This window comes from Mesorhizobium sp. M0898, from assembly GCF_040319695.1.
In the GTDB taxonomy this organism is placed as follows: domain Bacteria; phylum Pseudomonadota; class Alphaproteobacteria; order Rhizobiales; family Rhizobiaceae; genus Mesorhizobium.
On the sequence record NZ_JAMYOE010000040.1, the window covers coordinates 1 to 19,146 of the forward strand.

General features: G+C 61.5%; 17 protein-coding genes and 1 pseudogene. 5 read left to right on the top strand and 13 right to left on the bottom strand.

Annotated elements, in window-relative coordinates; translation table 11 throughout:
• Positions 1 to 75 precede the first annotated feature (75 nt).
• Together NKH90_RS27905 and NKH90_RS27910 are read left to right on the top strand one after the other, a co-directional pair.
• A pseudogene (locus tag NKH90_RS27905) lies at positions 76 to 550 on the top strand (carboxyl transferase domain-containing protein); the annotation flags it as partial.
• A gap of 6 nt (positions 551 to 556) precedes the next feature.
• Positions 557 to 1,627: a M48 family metallopeptidase gene (locus NKH90_RS27910; protein WP_352748814.1), complete on the top strand. Its 1,071-nt coding sequence runs from the start codon at positions 557 to 559 to the stop codon at positions 1,625 to 1,627.
• 44 nt (positions 1,628 to 1,671) lie between these two features.
• Here the strand turns inward: NKH90_RS27910 and NKH90_RS27915 are convergent, their stop codons facing one another.
• Both NKH90_RS27915 and NKH90_RS27920 read right to left on the bottom strand, forming a co-directional pair.
• Entirely contained in the window at positions 1,672 to 3,675 is a 2,004-nt protein-coding gene (locus tag NKH90_RS27915; RefSeq protein ID WP_352822236.1) for a hypothetical protein, read from the bottom strand.
• Entirely contained in the window at positions 3,672 to 5,201 is a 1,530-nt protein-coding gene (locus NKH90_RS27920; RefSeq protein WP_352822239.1) for an NAD(P)H-hydrate dehydratase, read from the bottom strand. Before NKH90_RS27920 ends, NKH90_RS27915 begins: the two co-directional genes overlap by 4 nt.
• 358 nt (positions 5,202 to 5,559) lie before the next feature.
• Here NKH90_RS27920 and NKH90_RS27925 point away from each other — a divergent pair, with 358 nt between their 5' ends.
• Positions 5,560 to 5,898: a P-II family nitrogen regulator gene (locus NKH90_RS27925; RefSeq protein WP_019857988.1), complete on the top strand. Its 339-nt coding sequence runs from the start codon at positions 5,560 to 5,562 to the stop codon at positions 5,896 to 5,898.
• Positions 5,899 to 5,952: 54 nt separating this feature from the next.
• Positions 5,953 to 7,362 (top strand): type I glutamate--ammonia ligase, encoded by a 1,410-nt coding sequence (gene glnA, locus NKH90_RS27930; RefSeq protein WP_352457514.1) that lies wholly within the window; start codon positions 5,953 to 5,955, stop codon positions 7,360 to 7,362.
• 117 nt (positions 7,363 to 7,479) lie between these two features.
• Here glnA and NKH90_RS27935 read toward each other — a convergent pair whose 3' ends face one another.
• The gene (locus NKH90_RS27935) at positions 7,480 to 8,520 is read right to left on the bottom strand and encodes a glutamine synthetase beta-grasp domain-containing protein (protein ID WP_352822242.1); all 1,041 of its coding nucleotides are present in this window, start codon (positions 8,518 to 8,520) and stop codon (positions 7,480 to 7,482) included.
• Positions 8,521 to 8,839: 319 nt separating this feature from the next.
• On the opposite strand from NKH90_RS27935, the gene NKH90_RS27940 reads away from it, so the two are divergent.
• On the top strand, positions 8,840 to 9,034 hold the full coding sequence (locus tag NKH90_RS27940; protein WP_352451032.1) for a DUF2735 domain-containing protein: 195 nt from the start codon (positions 8,840 to 8,842) through the stop codon (positions 9,032 to 9,034).
• Between the two features lie 75 nt (positions 9,035 to 9,109).
• Here the strand turns inward: NKH90_RS27940 and NKH90_RS27945 are convergent, their stop codons facing one another.
• From NKH90_RS27945 to NKH90_RS27990, 10 genes are all read right to left on the bottom strand, one after another.
• Complete coding sequence (locus tag NKH90_RS27945) at positions 9,110 to 10,999, bottom strand: MFS transporter (RefSeq protein ID WP_352822244.1); 1,890 nt, start codon at positions 10,997 to 10,999, stop codon at positions 9,110 to 9,112.
• A gap of 187 nt (positions 11,000 to 11,186) precedes the next feature.
• Positions 11,187 to 11,978, bottom strand: coding sequence for an ATP12 family chaperone protein (locus NKH90_RS27950; RefSeq protein WP_352822247.1), 792 nt, complete (start codon positions 11,976 to 11,978; stop codon positions 11,187 to 11,189).
• Between the two features lie 2 nt (positions 11,979 to 11,980).
• Complete coding sequence (locus NKH90_RS27955; protein ID WP_502898883.1) at positions 11,981 to 12,838, bottom strand: DMT family transporter; 858 nt, start codon at positions 12,836 to 12,838, stop codon at positions 11,981 to 11,983.
• Between the two features lie 68 nt (positions 12,839 to 12,906).
• Positions 12,907 to 13,887, bottom strand: coding sequence for an RluA family pseudouridine synthase (locus NKH90_RS27960; protein ID WP_352451037.1), 981 nt, complete (start codon positions 13,885 to 13,887; stop codon positions 12,907 to 12,909).
• Between the two features lie 62 nt (positions 13,888 to 13,949).
• Complete coding sequence (locus tag NKH90_RS27965) at positions 13,950 to 14,288, bottom strand: DUF190 domain-containing protein (protein WP_352541989.1); 339 nt, start codon at positions 14,286 to 14,288, stop codon at positions 13,950 to 13,952.
• A complete protein-coding gene (locus NKH90_RS27970) occupies positions 14,285 to 14,656 on the bottom strand; it encodes a CrcB family protein (protein WP_352451039.1) in 372 nt (123 codons plus the stop codon). The genes NKH90_RS27965 and NKH90_RS27970 overlap by 4 nt, the downstream gene beginning before the upstream one ends.
• Positions 14,657 to 14,781: 125 nt before the next feature.
• Positions 14,782 to 15,168 (bottom strand): fluoride efflux transporter CrcB, encoded by a 387-nt coding sequence (gene crcB, locus NKH90_RS27975; RefSeq protein ID WP_352822252.1) that lies wholly within the window; start codon positions 15,166 to 15,168, stop codon positions 14,782 to 14,784.
• A 31-nt stretch (positions 15,169 to 15,199) separates the two neighbouring features.
• Positions 15,200 to 16,030, bottom strand: a complete 831-nt coding sequence (locus NKH90_RS27980) for an aspartyl/asparaginyl beta-hydroxylase domain-containing protein (RefSeq protein WP_352614176.1) — start codon at positions 16,028 to 16,030, stop codon at positions 15,200 to 15,202.
• 136 nt (positions 16,031 to 16,166) lie between these two features.
• The gene (locus NKH90_RS27985; RefSeq protein WP_352815508.1) at positions 16,167 to 17,477 is read right to left on the bottom strand and encodes a replication-associated recombination protein A; all 1,311 of its coding nucleotides are present in this window, start codon (positions 17,475 to 17,477) and stop codon (positions 16,167 to 16,169) included.
• 43 nt (positions 17,478 to 17,520) lie between these two features.
• The gene (locus NKH90_RS27990; protein ID WP_352815506.1) at positions 17,521 to 19,008 is read right to left on the bottom strand and encodes a DegQ family serine endoprotease; all 1,488 of its coding nucleotides are present in this window, start codon (positions 19,006 to 19,008) and stop codon (positions 17,521 to 17,523) included.
• Positions 19,009 to 19,146 lie beyond the last annotated feature (138 nt).

Sequence of the window (19,146 nt, forward strand, 5' to 3'; positions counted from 1 at the left end):
ACATCCCCCCCCCGAAACCATAAAAACATCCATTGTGGTGGGCTGCGTATTTTTTCATACCCATTCTTTATCCCCCCTTTTCATACCCTCGTGGCCTGGGCTGTTTTGCTTCCGGGCCACCGCGCAGGAATATGGTGGGTTGATCAAGCACGGCGCCAAGCTTCTGTTCGCCTATGCCGAAGCGACCGTGCCAAAGATCACCGTCATCACCAGAAAGGCCTATGGCGGCGCCTATGACGTCATGGCGTCAAAGCATTTGCGCGGTGACATGAACTATGCCTGGCCAACGGCGCAGATTGCGGTGATGGGCGCCAGGGGCGCAGTCGAGATCATCTATCGCAAGGATATCGGCGACGCGGAGAAAATTGCAGCGCACACAAAAGCTTACGAGGATCGCTTCCTGTCCCCCTTCGTTGCCGCCGAGCGTGGCTATGTCGACGAGGTGATCATGCCGCATTCGACCCGCCGCCGCATCGCCCGCGCGCTCAGGATGCTGCGCAACAAGGATATGCAAAACCCCTGGAAGAAGCACGACAACATTCCGCTGTGAGGGTTGATGTCGCGCCTGGTCCTCTATGTAGGAGCGCGTTTCGGCAGGTTTGCCATCCTGCTCTTCGCCCTGCCGCTGTTTTGCCCAATACTCCTGTGGTTCTGGTTCCTCGATTGCTATCCGCTCGCTGTCATCGCGACTGGCGTTGTTGCGATCCCGGCCGCGATGCTGGCCATCGTTCTGTTGATCGGGACATTGTTCGCCGGTTTTCGACCCAGCAAGGTGGACGGGATTACTCGGGAATCAGCCCCGAAATTGTGGGCTGTCTGGGAGAGTATTGCCGGCAAACACCGCGCCAGCCGCACGAACATCATCCTGAGCGACGATCTCAACGCTAGCATCGGTGAAGAGCGGCCGTTTCTGGGCCTGCTTGGTCGCAGGGCAATTCTCACCGTGGGCCTGCCGCTGCTCGCAGCGACCGACCAAAAGGGGTTTGCGGCGATCTTGGCCCATGAGGACGCCCATCTGAAAAATAAAGATACAAATGGCGGGCTCAACCTGGCCGAACTCGAAATGAGCTTCGATCTAATCTTCGACTTCGCCCCACCGGGAAAAACCGTTTCGGGCAGCCTGTTCTACTGGATGCTTGGCCCGCTGTCGCGCACGCTGGAGCGCGAAGAAATACGGTTGTCGCGGCGGGCGGAAATTGACGCAGATCGTCATGCAGCGATGTCCGGCGATGCATATGAAACGGCGCGCGCCATGCTGCTGATCGGTGCTGCCAGTGCGCTCTTCGATGACCAAGTGTATATTCCGCTTAAACGTGAACTGCTTGGCACCATGGTACCGCCTCGTCCACCACTTGAAAGAGTTCTGGCGGCCGCCAGTCACCTGTCGAGGCTTCCCATCCTGCAAGAATATGCGCAAAAGGCCTGGGACGCGCCAGATAACGAAAGCGCGGATCATCCGCCCTGGTCCGAACGTTTGACTGCTCTTGGATTTAGCTCGGCTCCAGAGATAAAACCAGTTCTGGTTTCCGCCTTGTCGAGCCTGCTGAGCGATGAGATCGTCGCCGAACATGTCCGCCATTTCGACGGCGAATGGACATCGAAGATCGCCGACTATCTCGATCGATAGCTATCCACCTGAAACTATAGCGGCTAATGCCCAGTCGGCGCAGGCTATTCCGCTTCCGCTGCTCCGAACCCGGCTCCCATCGTCGCGCGGACGGCGCCCGACCACGGCGTGGCGTGATTGTCGATGCGCATCTGGAAGATGAAATAGGTCGGCGAGCAGAAGCCGATGCCCTTCACTTTGCCGATACCGGGTGTATCGGGCGGCAGCGACTGACACATGTAATCCTCGCGGCAGAAATGGTCGGCCGAGCAGGCAGGACGATTGCCGCGATTGACGGCGCCGCCCAGGCACTGGTCGAAATTATTGGTCGCCACGCAGGTGTCGAATTTTTTGCCGCCGACCAGCCCGCAAATCTCGTTCGGCATCGGCTTGCCCGTCTTGAAGGCGGCAAAGCTGCGATCCCGGTCGTCGCAGCCGCGATAGGCGATACCCGCCGGCACACCGATCTTCGGCGGTCGGCAGGTGTAGGCGGCGCGCGAAATGCTTGGTGCGAACGCGGCGAACTGACTGGTGATGGTATAGTGGTCATTGAAAGGCTGTGCCGCGTTGCTGGCGATGTATCCCGTTAAACAGGGGTGGCCGGAAAACATGTCTTCGCTGTCCTTGGGCAACAGGCATTGCGCCAGCTTGGTGTGCACGCCGGACGCGGTTGCCAGCGGCGTGCAGACGGTGCCGGCGCCGCATTGCCATGTTGCGCCGAAGCGGGCCGCATCCGCCGGCATCAGGCACGGCATCGCCATTTCGGCCGGCGAATAGGCGATTTCGCCGGCATCGTTCCAGGTCGCCGGCGGCGCGAACGATAACGGGCGAAAGCGGTTCGGTTCCTTGCCGTCGGCAGTCGCGCGCAGCCAGGCGACGCGGCGCGGGATGTCGGCGTGGAGATGCGGGGAAATGCCGACCTCAATGCGGTTGAGCGGCGAGGTCGTCTTGTCGTCAAGTCCGATGAAATGGAAGCCGGCGGTCGAGCCCGCCTGATGGCAGCCCTGGCAGGCGCCGTTGTCCAGCCGCTCGACCAATGCCTCCGGCGTGCGCACCAGCTTCAGCGCGGAGAAATCGACACCAGCGAAATCCGCGGGCTGGAACAGTGGCGTGAACGGGTGGTTGGCCTGCCTTGCACTGCCGAAGGTCGACCACGAAATGACCTTCCTTGCCAAGAATTCATCGGGGATTTGGTAGACGCCGAGATCGACCGCCGCGACATTGGTGCGGACATAGTCGGCAAGTCTTGCTTTCAGCGCAGCATCTTCGGCGAGACGTGCCGTGTCGGGCGTGTTTTCCAGCGGCTTTTCGCTGACAGCCGCTCCGTCGATGCCGAAAATTCGCATGAGATAGGCAGCCTGCCCGCCGAATTCGGTCTCTTGGCCGGAGGGGAAGCGCACCACTTGCGCATTGAGCTCGAGCTGCTTGAAGGTGAGCGCCGTCCTTTCCAGCGGCCCACCGGTCAGCCAGCCGGCATCGACGCTCTCGTCGAGTTGTGGTGCCCAGCGTCCGGCGACGCCGACACAACCGCCGTCGGCATCCGGCGCGGCATCGTAGACGGCACTGAAATTGAACGGCAGGCGCGAGGCCAGAACCTTGCCGTTTTTCTTGAAACTATAGGATAAGCGATAGACGAAGCGCACTTCGCCGCAACTCGTATCGCCTTGCAGCGCGGCGAAGTCGCGCCGGTCGAGCCGGTTGACGATGCCGACGAGGCGGAAGCGCGCGGCATCGGTCCTCAGCCAGCGCATGTCCATGACACGGCCAACATTGCCGTCGGTCACCTCGTAGAGCGGCCGACCACCGGCCTTCATCTCGGCCCGCAATGCCGCGACGTCGCTTGCAATCGTTTCGACGATCGCGTGATAGGCCGGCGCCTTGTCGTAAAGCGTCTTCAAATCGCCCTTGCCATCGACGCCGAAAATGCCGGCGAACCCGTAACCGTTGCTGTCGAGAGCGGCGAGAACGGCCGGGTCGTCGACGATCGTCAGCGGAGTTTCGGCGTTCGCAGCCTGCGCCATGAATACGGCGCCGACGATCGCAACGAGCAGCGCGAACATGCGGTTCATTCGGCAGCTATCCCGCGACTTTCGATAAGCTCGCGCAGGACCGGCACCAGCGCCAGCGGCAGGTCCTCGGCGATCAGCCCCGGTCCGAAACGGCTGCCGGCCTCGGCATGGATCCAGACTGCCGCACAGGCCGCTTCAAAGGCCGGCATGCCCTGCGCCAGCAGCGCGGCGATGATACCCGACAGCACGTCGCCCGAACCGGCGGTGGCCAACCAAGGCGCGCCATTGCCGTTGATCGCTGCCCGGCCATCGGGGGCCGCAATCACAGTGTCGGCACCCTTGTAGACGAGAGTGGCGTTGGCCCGTTCGGCTGCGGCGCGTGCCTTGGCGAGTTTGGACAGGTCCTTGTCCTCGGCGATATCTGAAAAAAGCCTGGCGAATTCGCCGTCATGCGGCGTCATCACCAGAGCCGGCGCGCTCGGCCGGCTGGCGGCTTCGAACAGGGCATCCGGCGCGTCGCGAAACGAGGTGACGCCGTCGGCGTCGAGCACCAAGGCCTCAATCCCGCCGCCCTGCCCATGGGCGCCATTCAGCACGGCCAGGGCGAATTCGCGCGTCTTCTCACCAATGCCAAATCCCGGGCCGAGCACGAAGGCCGATGGCCGGCGGCTGCCGACGAATTCGTCCACATCCGCGACAGTGTCTAGCTTGCGCAGCATGATCGAGGTCAGATGCGCCGCGTTCACATGGATGGCGTTCGCCGGCGACAGCAAGGTGACGGCCCCTGCCCCGCTCCTGGCCGCGGCAAGCGCCGACAGCCGCGCAGCACCCGTCGCCGACGGCCCGCCGGAAAAGACGCCGACATGGCCGCGTTTATACTTATGGGCGTCGACGGCCGGAACCGGAAAGCGGCCAAGCCAGAGCGCCGGAATGTTCTCGAATGTTCGTGGTTCAAGCTGCGCAACAACACTGTCGCTGATGCCGATATCAGCGAGCACGATTTCGCCGCACAGCTCGCGCCCCGGTAACAAAAGATGGCCTGGCTTTTTTCGCGCAAAGGTCACGGTGATTCGGGCGTGGAAAGCCTGACCGAGGACATTGCCGCTCTCACCGGAGACGCCCGACGGCAGGTCGACCGCGACGACCGGCGAATTCAACTCCGCCACATTATCGATCGCCTTGGCGGGGTCGCCGGATAGCGGCTTGGACAGCCCCGCCCCGTAAAGCGCATCGACCACGATCGAGCCCGTCTCGGCAACGAAATCCGACAGCGGCCGAGCTTCAACCGGGCACTCCGAGGCAGCGACTGCCGCATCGCTGCCGCCTTTAGGCGATCCGGACGCCCATACCGAGACGTCGACGGCGCTCTCCCGAAGGATGCGCGCCACGACATAGCCGTCGCCGCCATTGTTGCCGGGGCCGCAAAGCACATGGACGCGCGTTGCGTTCGGGTAGCGCTTGAGTACTACGGCAGCAACCGCAGCACCGGCATTGCGCATCAGGCCAATGCCGTCGAATGGACCAGCGGCAATCGCCAGCCGGTCGGCCTCGGCCATTTCGGACGGAGAAAGAAGTTCGTGGCTCATGCGGGCGACATGCACATCATCTGCCGAAGCATTGTCCAGTTTTTGATCCGACGCAAACTACGAAGGTTATGAAACACACCGGCAATGCCCGGAGCGACGAGTCGGAGGTCCACAGCTGCCCATGAAATATCCGATCTGCCCATTTTTTGTGCGGACGACGGGAGCGGCGTTGTTTAGGCTCGTGGCGCTCATGGCGCATCCGACGCAGGGAATGACGCGAATGTACATTCCCGCGTAGCGTGGTATCCAAATCATGTGAGCCCACCCGGCACCCCATCAATTGGCACAGTTCGTGCTTGATTGAGGCGCAAGCGGGGCTCACAACCCGTCTTTTTTGGCAGTGGAGGCCACTTTTTACATGAAAAAGATCGAAGCGATCATCAAGCCGTTCAAGCTAGACGAAGTGAAGGAAGCGCTTCAGGAGGCCGGCCTGCAAGGTATCACCGTTACCGAGGCCAAAGGGTTTGGCCGCCAGAAGGGCCATACCGAGCTTTATCGCGGCGCCGAATATGTCGTCGACTTCCTGCCGAAGGTGAAAATCGAAGTCGTGCTCGGCGACGATGCGGTCGAAGCAGCGATCGAAGCCATCCGCAAGGCGGCCCAGACTGGCCGTATCGGCGACGGCAAGATCTTCGTCTCAAACATCGAGGAAGTGGTGCGCATCCGCACCGGCGAAACCGGCATGGACGCCGTCTGAATTTTCCCGTTAAAAGGCCATGTTCAAAACGTCATCACATAGGGAAGCAGGGACATGACGACAGCCAAAGACATCATGAAGCAGATCAAGGACAACGACGTTAAGTTCGTCGATCTGCGCTTCACCGATCCGAAGGGCAAACTGCAGCACGTTACGATGGATGTCGTCGAGGTCGAGGAAGACATGTTTGCCGATGGCGTCATGTTCGACGGTTCCTCGATCGCCGGCTGGAAGGCGATCAACGAGTCCGACATGGTGCTGATGCCGGATTCCGATACGGTGCATATGGACCCGTTCTTCGCGCAGTCGACCATGGTCATCCTGTGCGACATCCTCGATCCGATCTCCGGGGAGTCCTACAATCGCGACCCGCGCGGCACCGCTAAAAAAGCCGAGGCCTACATGAAGGCCGAAGGCATCGGCGACCAGATCTTCGTCGGTCCTGAAGCCGAGTTCTTCGTGTTCGACGACGTCAAGTACAAGGCCGATCCCTACAACACCGGCTTCAGGCTGGATTCGACCGAACTGCCGTCCAATGACGACACCGACTACGAGACCGGCAACCTCGGTCATCGGCCGCGCATCAAGGGCGGCTATTTCCCGGTGCCGCCGGTCGATTCGGCGCAGGACATGCGCTCGGAAATGCTCACCGTGCTCGCCGAGATGGGCGTGCGCGTCGAAAAGCACCACCACGAAGTGGCCGCCGCACAGCACGAGCTCGGCATCAAGTTCGACACGCTGGTCCGCAACGCCGACAAGATGCTGATCTACAAATATGTCGTGCACCAGGTTGCCAACGCCTATGGCAAGACGGCCACCTTCATGCCGAAGCCGGTGTTCGGCGACAATGGCTCGGGCATGCATGTCCACCAGTCGATCTGGAAGGAAGGCAAGCCGACCTTCGCCGGCAACGAATATGCCGGCCTGTCCGAGAGCTGCCTGTTCTACATCGGTGGTATCATCAAGCATGCCAAGGCGATCAACGCCTTTACCAACCCGCTGACCAACTCCTACAAGCGCCTGGTGCCGGGCTATGAGGCGCCGGTGCTGCTCGCCTATTCGGCACGCAACCGCTCGGCCTCCTGCCGCATTCCGTTCGGCTCATCGCCAAAATCCAAGCGCGTCGAGGTCCGCTTTCCCGATCCGGGCGCGAACCCCTATCTCGCCTTCGCCGCCATGCTGATGGCCGGCCTCGACGGCATCAAGAACAAGATCCACCCGGGACAGCCGATGGACAAGGATCTCTACGATCTGCCGCCGAAGGAATTGAAGAAAATCCCGACCGTCTGCGGCTCGCTGCGCGAAGCCCTGCAGAGCCTCGACAAGGACCGCGGCTTCCTGAAGGCCGGCGGCGTCTTCGACGACGACCAGATCGACAGCTACATCGAGCTCAAGATGGCCGAGGTGATGCGCTTCGAAATGACCCCGCATCCGGTCGAATACGATATGTATTATTCGGTGTGATCCGGATTGTTGCAGCCAATAGAAAAACCCCCGGCAGAGACGCCGGGGTTTTTTTATTGTGATGCGATTGGAGAGAAAGTCACAGCGCAGACCTGAGGTCCACGCCGTGACGAATGCTCAAGCCGCGGCCGAAACCTCGACGCTGGTCGGGACGGAGGCGATCGTCTTCAATATCTGCGAGGCGATCTGGTAGGGGTCGCCCTGCGAGTTCGGCCGGCGATCCTCGAGATAGCCCTTGTAGCCGTTGTTGATGAAGGAGTGCGGCACGCGGATCGAGGCGCCGCGATCGGCGATGCCGTAGCTGAACCTGTTCCACGGCGCAGTCTCGTGCTTGCCGGTCAAACGCTTGTCGTTGTCCGGCCCGTAGACGGCGATGTGATCCATCAGGTTCTTGTCGAAGGCCGCCATCAGCGCTTCGAAATAGGCCTTGCCGCCGACTTCGCGCATATAGGCTGTCGAGAAGTTGGCATGCATGCCGGACCCGTTCCAGTCGGTGTCGCCGAGCGGCTTGCAGTGGTATTCGATGTCGATGCCGTATTTCTCGGTCAGGCGCTGCATCAAATAGCGTGCCATCCACATCTGGTCGGCGGCCTTCTTGGAGCCCTTGCCGAAGATCTGGAATTCCCACTGGCCCTTGGCCACTTCGGCGTTGATGCCTTCATGGTTGATGCCGGCGGCAAGGCAAAGATCGAGATGCTCCTCGACGATCTGCCTGGCGACGGAGCCGACATTGCTGTAGCCGACGCCGGTATAGTACGGGCCTTGCGGCGCCGGATAGCCGCTCTCGGGGAAGCCGAGCGGGCGGCCGTCCTTGTAGAAGAAATATTCCTGCTCGAAGCCGAACCAGGCGCCCTCGTCGTCGAGGATGGTGGCGCGCTTGTTGGACGCATGCGGCGTCACGCCGTCCGGCATCATGACCTCGCACATGACGAGAGCGCCATTGGTGCGGGCGGGATCGGGATACACGGCGACCGGCTTCAAAACGCAGTCGGAGCTGTGGCCCTCGGCCTGCATGGTCGAAGAACCGTCGAAGCCCCACAGCGGAAGCTGGTCGAGCGTCGGAAACTCGGCGTAGTCCTTGACCTGCGTCTTTCCGCGAAGATTGGGAACCGGGGTGTATCCATCGAGCCAAATGTACTCGAGCTTGTATTTCGTCATTCTAGCCTCTCGTTGCTTGATCACCGAACCCTGGATGGCGCCGGGGCGAGCCGGCGTATCCAGCAGCCGACCTGCCGGATTACTAAAATGCAATTCGTGTGCCATTCTCGCCGGCGATGGATGCGGCAAAAGTGAGGTTGTATCCGCCCAAAATCGCTGGTCCGCCGTCATGCTGCGTTCCGATCATCCACAAGCACATTTTGCACAAATAATATGCAAGTACTGATCTTTTCGTAATCATATTGCCTATTTCGATTGCTGAACCTATGTTGGGGAAAGGTTGAATCGGCAAGGTTCTGTCGAAGAAAGGAAACCGACAATGGAAATCACTTCCACTCGTCAGTCGGCCAAAATCCTGATGTTCCCCGTGGCAGCGCGCGCTTCTGCCTCAAATTTAAGCGGAAAGGCTAAGTTCGCGGCAGAACTTGCTTCGTTGCGCAACCGCACGGATTTCGGAAGTGCCTGGTATCATGAGGCAGCGATCGAGGAAGCGAACCAGGATCGGAAGAGCTAAGCCCTGCGCTCGATAAATTGAAAAAGCCCGGCGCGAGCGCTCGCGCCGGGCTTTGCTTTGAACCGGACAGGCCGGCTACTGTTTGGTGTGCAGGTCCGTTCCGAGCGTATCCCTGACAAAGACCATGCCGATGATCAGCGACATCGCCGCGATCACCACCGGGTACCAGAGTCCGTAGTAGATATCGCCCTTGTAGGCGCTGAGCGCGAACACCGTCGCCGGCAGCAGCCCGCCGAACCAGCCATTGCCGATATGGTAGGGCAGCGACATGCCGGTGTAGCGGATGCGGGTCGGGAACATCTCGACCAGGATCGCGGCGATCGGCCCGTAGACCATCGTGACGAAGATCACGAGGATGAGCAGGATACCGATCGTCATCGGCCAGTTGACCGCCGCCGGGTCGGCGAACATGGCGAAGGGACCGCCGCCCGGTACGGTGTAGACGGTGACCTCGGGAGCTCCCGCAGCCTCATCGGCAGTCAGCAGCTTGTCCTTGATCGCCTGGTCGGTCGGAACCATCGCCTTCTCGCCGGCGCGGATCGCGGCCGCATCGAGCTTCAGTTCGGGATTGGCCGCGATGAAGGCTTCGAGCTTCTGATCCGGCACCTTCGCCGCTGCCCGTTTCAGCGGATAGCCGCCGTCCTGAAGCGCCGTGTTTACCGCCTTGGCGAAAACAGCGTCCTTGGCCTTGGCTTGATCGCCGGCTGCGGTGGCGTCATACGACTCAACCGTCTCGTTGCCGATTTTGACCGACGCAGCAGTGCCGGGCGCTGCCGTGGCCACTACGTCATAAGGCACCGAGTTCTTGGTCAGAAACGAGGTGGCGATATCGCAGGACGTGGTGAACTTCGCCGTGCCCACCGGGTTGAACTGGAACTTGCAGTCTCCCGGTGCCGCGGTCACCGTCGCACGGGTGTTCTGCTGCGCTGTGGCGAGCGCCGGGTTGGCTGCCCAGGTCAGCGCCTTGAACAACGGGAAGGTGCAGACGATCGCCAGTGCAAGGCCGGCCATGATAATCGGCTTGCGGCCGATCTTGTCGGAGAGCCAGCCGAACACGACGAAGAAGATCGAGCCAACAGCCAGAGCAATCGCGATCATGATGTTGACCGATTGCGGATCGACCTTGAGCACGTTCTGCAAGAAGAACAGCGCGTAGAACTGGCCATTGTACCAAACTACGGCCTGACCGGCCGTGAGGCCGAGCAGCGCCAGCAGCGCGATCTTGGCGTTCTTCCACTGACCGAAGGCTTCTGACAGCGGCGCCTTGGAGCCTTTGCCTTCGTCCTTCATGCGCTGGAAGGTCGGCGATTCAGAAAGCGACAGCCGGATCCAGATCGAAATGCCGAGGAGGAGGAAGGAAACGATGAACGGAATGCGCCAGCCCCAGGCGGCGTAGGTTTCCTTGGTCATCGACCCCTGGACGATCAGGATGACGATCAGCGACAGGAACAGGCCGAGCGTTGCCGTCGTCTGTATCCACGACGTGTAGTAGCCGCGGCGATCGTCGGGTGCATGCTCGGCGACATAGGTGGCGGCACCGCCATACTCGCCACCGAGCGCCAGGCCTTGCAACATGCGCAAGATGATCAGGATCACGGGAGCGGCGATGCCCAAAGTCGCATAGCCAGGCAGCAAGCCGACCAGGAAGGTCGACAGGCCCATGATCGTCATGGTGACAAGGAAAGTGTATTTACGGCCGACAAGGTCGCCGATGCGGCCGAACAGCAGTGCGCCGAACGGGCGCACGAGGAAGCCAGCGGCAAACGCCAGCAGCGCGAAAATATTGCGCGTCGCTTCCGGAATGGTTGGACTGAAAAAAGTCGAGCCAATGAACACTGCCAGCGAGCCGTAGAGATAAAAATCGTACCATTCGAAAACGGTGCCGAGCGAGGAAGCGAAGATGACCTTCTTCTCCTCGCGCGTCATGCCGCGGCTTGTTTTGCCGGCGGTCGATGCCATTGCCATGAGCGTATCCTCCCGTGTGATTCCATCAGTCCTCGATGCTGCGCGTCATCGTCCGCGTTTCCTCGGAACGCAGACTCAGTGCAGCCACCAGTACAAAAAATGACAGAAAGCGCCGTCCAGAGGCAGACCGTCTTTGGGATTATGACTTTGGTCTAATGTGCAGTGCGAAATAGAAACGACGGTGCGGTCAGCCTTTGAGAGCTTCGAGCAGCGTGACTGCCGCCATCATGTCGCGCTTGCGGGCCGCGCGGTGCGCGACGGCCTCGGCATCATGGCCCCATTGCTCGGCCTGCCAGTCCTCGTCGACATGACCGGCAGCCCAGGCCGCCTCGCCGTCGAGCTCGCCGAAGTCGACGGCCAGCGCCAGCAGCGCCGATCCGGTCAGCGACGTCATGACGTGGATGGCGGCAAGGCGCAGCGGATCGGCACGTTGGGCAAGATGCTGGCCAAGCAGCGCGATACTCTCGCGCGGCTGTTCGACATGGATCACGCCTTCGGCAAGATGGAACCGGGCGCCGAGAGCGCTGCGCACCCAGTCGATGACCGGATCCCAAAGCTCGTTCTGCCGGTCGACGAGTCCTTGGGGCGCATCGGCGCGGTAGCAGAGCAGATCGGACGAGGCAAAGCGCAGGATGTCCTCCAGCACGGCCTGGGGATCACTGGCGACGCCATCGATTGCCGTATTGACCAGACGCATCACCGGCATCGTCACCGGGTTGATGATCTCCTCCTGTGCGGCGAATTCCTCGGCGACCAGAGCAGCCGCCTTTTCGGTCGGCAGCGCCAGCAGCGCCTTGGCCGGCGTGCGGACGGGCTTGCCATCGAGATGGACGGCAAAACCGTCTTCGACCGGTGCTACCGCGACGGTCTTGTAGAAGCGCTTCGGCAGCGGCGTCTTCATCTGGATCTGGGCGCGACGCACCGGGTCCGGATCGGAGAGCTGCTTTCCAGCTTCGAGGTCGTTCAATATATCGCGCATGCTCATCCGGGACTTTGTTTTCGGACCGGCCGGTTGACGATGATGAGACCAGCCGCGATCAGGGCGAGTGCCAGGAAGATACGAACGGTCAGCGGCTCATTCAAGAACACGGCGCCGCACAGCACACCAAACACCGGCGACAGGAAAGTGAAGCTCGACAGTCCAGATGCAGGGTAGCGCCGCAGCAGCCAGAACCACAGCACATAGGTGAAGGCGACGACGTAGACGGCCTGGAACAACAGCGCCAAGGTCGGCAGAACGGCAAAGCTGCGGACCGGCGGCCCGGCAAAAGGCATCACCAAAATGCCGATGACGGCGGCCCCGGCCAGCTGATAGAGCAGCAGCTTTTCGGCGCTGGCCGTCACCAGCTTCGACCGCTTGATGACGATATTGGTCACGGCCCACAGAATGCCGGCACCGAGACTGAGCAAATCGCCGCCCAATGTTGCGCCGCCATTGGCGCTCAGTTTATCTGAAAACACCGCGATCAGTCCGGCGAAAGCGAGCAGAAGACCAACGAGCTTGCGTACCGTGATGCTTTCGCCCAGCAGGAAATGACCGCCGACCAGCATCCAGAACGGCATGGTGTTGACCAGCAAAGTGTTGCGCACGACAGTGGTGTGCTCGAGCCCGACATAGAGAAACAGGAACTCGAAACCGAAAAGCGCGCCGGCCAGAATGCCGGCGACGAGGGTCTTGTCGGGCGTGAACAGCGCAATGCCGCGCCAGCGGCACCAGCCGAAAACACACAAGCCGCCGATCACCGAGCGGGCGATCGACAGGAAAACGGGATCGTAGCCGGCATAGGAGATCTTGGCGGCGACGTAGTTCAGCCCCCAGGAAAAAGTCAGCCCAACCATGATGGCGGCTGCCGCCAGATCGACCGCGTCACGGCGGTCGAGGGTTTCTGTGGCGACGCCCACCAGCGCTAATCCTCGGCACTCTGCTCGTCGAAACCGAGCAGGTTCCAGCTCTGGCGCATATGCGGCGGCATCGGTGCGGTGACGTCGACAAAGCCCTTGTCGGGATGCGGGATAACGATGCGGCGCGCGTGCAGATGCAGCCGGTTCTGCATGCCGCCTGGAAAATCCCAATTGGTGTCGGCCTCGAAATATTTGGGGTCGCCGATGATCGGGCAACCGATATGGGCGGCATGGACGCGAAGCTGGTGGGTGCGCCCGGTATAGGGTTCCATTTCCAGCCAGGACAGGGTCTGCGCCGCCTGCTCGACTATGCGGTAATAGGAGACGGCGTGATCGGCGCCCTTTTCGCCATGCTTGGCGATACGCACACGATCGCCGTCGGGCGTCGGTTCCTTGATCAGCCAGGTCGAGATCTTGTCCTCGCGCTTCGGCGGCACGCCCTTGACCAGCGCCCAGTAGGTTTTCTTCGTCTCACGCGCCCGGAACGCTTCGGCGAGCTTCATGGCGGCGAGCCTTGTACGGGCGACAACCAGCACACCCGACGTGTCGCGGTCGAGCCGGTGCACCAGGCGCGGCTTCTCGCCCTTCTGGTTGCGCCAGGCTTCCAGCATGTCGTCGACATTGCGGGTGACGCCCGAGCCGCCCTGCACTGCCAGGCCGGCCGGCTTGTTGAAGACGAAGACCTTCGGGTCCTCATGGATCAGCATCTTTGCCAAAACGTCGGCGTCGCCCTGGTTGCGGATCGAATGACCGGTGAGCGGGCTTTCACCTTTCTTGTCGACTTCGAGCGGCGGCACACGCACCGTCTGGCCGGCTTCGACGCGGGTATCGGCCTTCACCCTGCCGCCGTCGACGCGGATCTGGCCGGAACGCAGCAGCTTCTGCAGATGACCGAAACCGAGACCGGGGAAATGGCTCTTGAACCAGCGATCGAGCCGCATGCCCGCCTCGCCGGCGTCCACTGTGATCTGTTCAACGCCTGCCATGATTCCAATCGCCGTTTTGCAGGCATGCAACGGCATTCGCCGGTACCCGCAATCTCACTCGCTTATTCGTTGTCGGTTCCATATTGCAGAACCTGAACTTTCTCCAGCGTAATCAAACCACTTGTCATGATTGTTTCAAGCACGGGCAGGAAAGCGGCCAATTTTTCCTCGTCATCGACGATCTCAATGACGAGTGGCAGATCCTCCGATAGGCGGAGGATCTTCGTGGTGTGAAGCCGGCTGGAATGGCCGAACCCCATCGCGCCGCGCAGGACGGTCGCGCCGGCTATCTGCATTTCGCGGGCCCTCAGCACAATAGCCTCATACAGCGGACGGCCATCTGCCCTGTCGTTTTCGCCGATAAAGATGCGCAGCAATTGTGCCTGTGTTGGTATCTTCATTGCCTGGACCCTCTCAGCCGGTTGAGCCGAACTGCAAAGATGTGGCCAAGCCAGACGGCGGCAAGCCAGGCCACCACGGAGATCGCGATATTGAGTCCCGCCGCCACAAACCTCCCGCCTTGCGCGAGGATGAGTGTTTCAAGGCTGAAAGCGGAGAAGGTCGTCAGGCCGCCGCAGAAGCCGGCCATGAAGAATTGACGTTGCAGCGGACCGGCGAAGACGCGACCATCCGGTCCCGTCAATGTCGCGTAGAAGCCGATGAGGAACGAGCCAACAATATTGACGAGGAGCGTGCCGAAGGGAAATCCAGCGCCCCACAGGGCAGTGCTCGTCGATGAGGCAAGCGCCCGCAACACACCGCCGATCATGCTGCCTGCGGCCACGGTCGCATAGAGCCGAACCGTTTCGTTGGTTCTGCGACGGCCAATGAGGCGCGCCGCATGCCCTGCCGCGGTAGTGTCCGTCCCGTCGTGGCGGAGCTTCCGCGGGCCGCTCACCGCGCCCCGCTGCCAATCAGAAGACTTCCGGCGGCAAAGCCCAGCGTCACGCCGCCGAGGCTCAGAAAAACCGAAAGCAGCACATTTCCGCCGGCGCGCCGCCATTCGCCCTCGCGCGCCAGCGCCAGCGTCTGCAGGCTGAAGGAAGAAACCGTGGTATAGCAGCCGAGGCCGCCGGTAACGGTAAAGGCCCAGATGGCGGGCATGCCGTCGCGCGCCACCGCATGCGCAACGACACCGATTGCAAACGCTCCCGAGACATTGACGGCCATAGTGCCCCAGGGAAAGGTCTCGCCGACCCGGCGGGCGACGAAGCCGGACAGGAAGAAGCGCGCCATTGCACCGATCGCGCCACCAAGGCAGACAAGCAACAGATAATACATCGTGCTCCCTCGCGCCGGTCACACCACGGTGTCAGGCGGCTCCGGCCTTCTTCGGCTTGCTGGAGCCGATCATCTTCCAGTTCTTGTAGAACATGGCATTGATGCGCTCGACGCTGACCGAAACGATGGCGAGAAGAGCGGCGATCAGGCCGGGAAATGGCGATGGCCGGATGATGTCCATGAACACGCAGTAGCGGCGCCCATCATATTCGTTGACCGATCGGTGCAGCAGCGTGTCGTCGAAAATATAGAGCGGATTGTCGTGCCAGTAGTTCCTGGCGTTGTTGCACTCGACGAAAACCTCGGCCTTCACCGGGAGAAGATTGTAGAGAATGCGCAGGCTGAGCCGCAGCGGTCCGAAATGCCAGGAGGTCGATTCCCTGCCCCTGAACACCGACACGGCGATGGTCTTGATGTATTTGAAATCCTTGTTGAATTCGGCAACGTTGTCGATTTTGTGCTTGCCATACCACTGGTAGACATACATGCCGCGCCGGCCGCTGCCGAAATTGGCGTCGATATCGGCGATGATCTCGTCCTTGCGCGCTTTGAAGACGTCGAGAACCTCGTTGACCTCACGCTGATAGTCCGGAGGAAACTGGTCCAGTTTCCAGACACCGCGGTTTCTGTAGCACAGCAGATCGACCAGCAGATTGAAGGGCGAAAGCAGCCAGGTGAAGATGCCGTTGCCGAGGAAATAACCACTGAACAGGGCCCAGTTCTTGTTGTCGTTGCGCAACACGTCGATCAGGCCGAGGACAATGAAAATTGTCGTCAGGATGGGAATGAAATAGAAGCCGAGCGCCAGCAGCGGGATCGCTATGGCGAACTTCCGGAGGGTCTTGCGAGTTCTTTTTGTCATTTTTCCACGCGCCAGGCGCGATTCCGTTCTGAAGATCGTCGGTACGTTTCTGGCCTGTCCGCCGGCCGAAGGCGCACCTTGATAGGGTTTTTTATCCCGCCAGACAACGGCGATCACACCAGTGTGCGACTGGCAGCTACTTTTCCCGCTCGCTGCGCAGCTTCGCCCAATAATCCAGCCGCTTCCTGATATCGCGCTCGAAGCCGCGCTCGGGCGGGTCGTAGAATGTCTGCCTTCCCATCTTCTCCGGAAAATAGTCCTGGCCGGAAAAAGCGTCGGGCTCGTCGTGGTCGTAGCGATAGCCGGCGCCGTAATCTTCCTGTTTCATCAGCTTGGTCGGAGCATTGAGAATGTGCTTGGGCGGCAGCAGCGAACCGAATTCCTTCGCCGCCTGTGTGGCGGCCTTGAACGCGGTATAGACTGCATTGGATTTCGGCGCGGTGGCGAGATAGACGGTCGCCTCGGCGAAGGCCAGTTCGCCCTCGGGCGAGCCCAGATAGTCATAGGCGTCCTTGGCGGCGTTAGCGACGACGAGCGCCTGCGGGTCGGCCAGCCCGATATCCTCCATCGCCATGCGCACCAACCGGCGCCCGAGATAAAGCGGATCTTCGCCGGCGTCGAACATGCGGGCCAGATAGTAGAGTGCCGCGTCGGGGTCGGAGCCGCGCACCGATTTGTGCAAGGCGGAGATCAAATTGTAGTGGCCGTCCTGTCCCTTGTCGTAGATCGGCGCGCGGCGCTGGACGATGCGCTGCAGGGCTTCGGCGCCGAACACCTCCTTTGATTTCGCTGCGCGCCAGACCTCTTCGGCGAGCGTCAATGCCGCGCGGCCGTCGCCGTCGCTCATGCGGATGAGCATCGCCTGCGCGTCTTCATCGAGCGGCAGCGGCCTGCCCTCTGCCTGTTCGGCCCGCGCCAGCAGCTTGGCAATACTGTCCTCGCCGAGTGAGTGAAAGACCAGCACACGCGCGCGCGACAAAAGCGCGGCGTTAAGCTCGAAGGACGGATTCTCCGTGGTGGCGCCGACCAGCACGACGGTGCCGTCTTCCATCACGGGCAGAAAACTGTCCTGCTGGGCGCGGTTGAATCGATGGATCTCGTCGACGAACAGCAGCGTCTGGCGGCCGTTCGAGCGGCGCAGCTTCGCTGCCTCGAACACTTTCTTCAGGTCGGCAACGCCGGAAAACACCGCCGATATCTGTTCGAAGGCGAGGCTTGTCTCGCCGGCAAGCAGCCGTGCGACCGTGGTCTTGCCAGTGCCGGGCGGGCCCCAGAAAATCATCGAGCCGAGCGAGCCGGAACCGATCAGCCGCGTCAGCGCGCCGTCGGGTCCGGTCAGATGCTCCTGGCCGACGACCTCGCCAAGGTTCTTCGGGCGCAGACGGTCCGCCAGCGGCCTGCCGGGCGGCGTCTTTTCCGGTTCGTCGACACTGAACAGATCGGCCATGCAACTTCTTCTGCCTGGAGTCCGATCATGCTGACGGTCGGGCTCAGTAACGCAACACCTGGCGCAGTATCTGCCCGCCGCGCTCGACGGTAAAGCGCCACCAGCGCGTATCCTGCTGGGCTACCTGTTCCAGGGTCGCCGCCTTGTCGATCGTCAGGCCATTGACCTCACGCACGATGTCGCCTGGCTGGAAGCCAAAATCGGCAGCAGGCGAATCGCGGTTGATGTCGACCACGGTGACGCCTTTGACATCGGTGCGCAGACCGAGCCGTTGGGCAAGCCGTGGCGACAGTTCAGCAACCTTGGCACCGGAGAACGGGCTGCGGCCGCGCAATGTGAGTTCCGCAGCTTTGGCGCCCTCAGGCGGCCGTTCCAGCGCGATGTCCATCGTCGCCTGCTGACCCTTGCTCAGAACGCCGAAGCTGGCATTCGTACCAATCGACAGCGTCGCCATCCGGTAGTCCAGCGCCCCGACGCTCTCGACCGGCTTACCGTTGAGCGACAGCACTACGTCGCCCGGCTTGAGCCCTGCCTTGGCGGCGGGTCCCGCCTCTTCGACCGAAGAAACCAGCGCACCGGTCGGTTTGTCCATGCCGAGCGATTCGGCAATCTGCGGCGTCACCGCCTCGAACTCGGCACCGGCATACGGCCGCTCGAAGAAGTCGAGCCCGGCCTTGGCCGCGTCGGCGAAGGCGCGAACCATGTTCGAAGGGATGGCAAAGCCGATGCCGATCGAGCCGCCGCTACGGCTATAGATCGCCGTGTTGATGCCGATCAGCTGCCCTCCCATGTTGACCAGCGCGCCACCGGAATTGCCGGGGTTGATGGCGGCGTCGGTCTGGATGAAGAAGCTGGAATCGGAGACGCCGATATGGCTGCGCGCCACCGCCGAAATGATGCCGCTGGTGGTGGTCTGGCCGACACCGAACGGATTGCCGATCGCCAGCACCAGATCGCCGACCTCGAGCGCGTCGGAATCGCCGATAGCGATCACCGGGAACGGCTTGTCAGAAGAAATCTTGAGCACGGCGAGGTCGAGCGTCTCATCCTTGAGCAGCACCTTGCTGTCGAATTCGCGCCCGTCGGCGGTCGCTACCTTGACCTTGTCGGCGTCCTTGACGACGTGGAAATTGGTGACCACGACGCCGGTCGGATCGACCAGCACCCCCGAACCGAGCGAAGACTGCGCGCGCGGCTGCGAGCGGCCGAAGAACTCCTCGAAGAACGGATCGCCGTCGAAGGGCGACGTCATCTTGGCGGTTTGCGAGGCGTAGACATTGACCACGGCCGGCGCTGTCTGCTTGACCAGCGGCGCGAAGGACAGTTGCACCTCCTCGCGGCCGAACGGCACGCGCTTGTCGGGGCCGGAAGTGGCGTTTTCGCCTTCGACGCCATGCAATAGATCCGTCAGCACGTCGGACAACCCGGGATCTGGCTTGGCCTCCTCCGCCAGCGCGTGCCTGGCCGCCGGCACGATGGCCAGCGCCATCAAGGCGCAGATCAGAACAAGGGACAGCCGTTTAACGCGCATTCCGAATCCTCCAAGTCGGGCGCCATTGTCCTGACGATTGTGCAAAATGAAAGGCTAAGCCGCTGAAATCCGATATTTTGAGTAGTCGCCCCAAAAACCGGTGACAAAACCCTACAGACCTGCCCGGCAGCTTCTGCA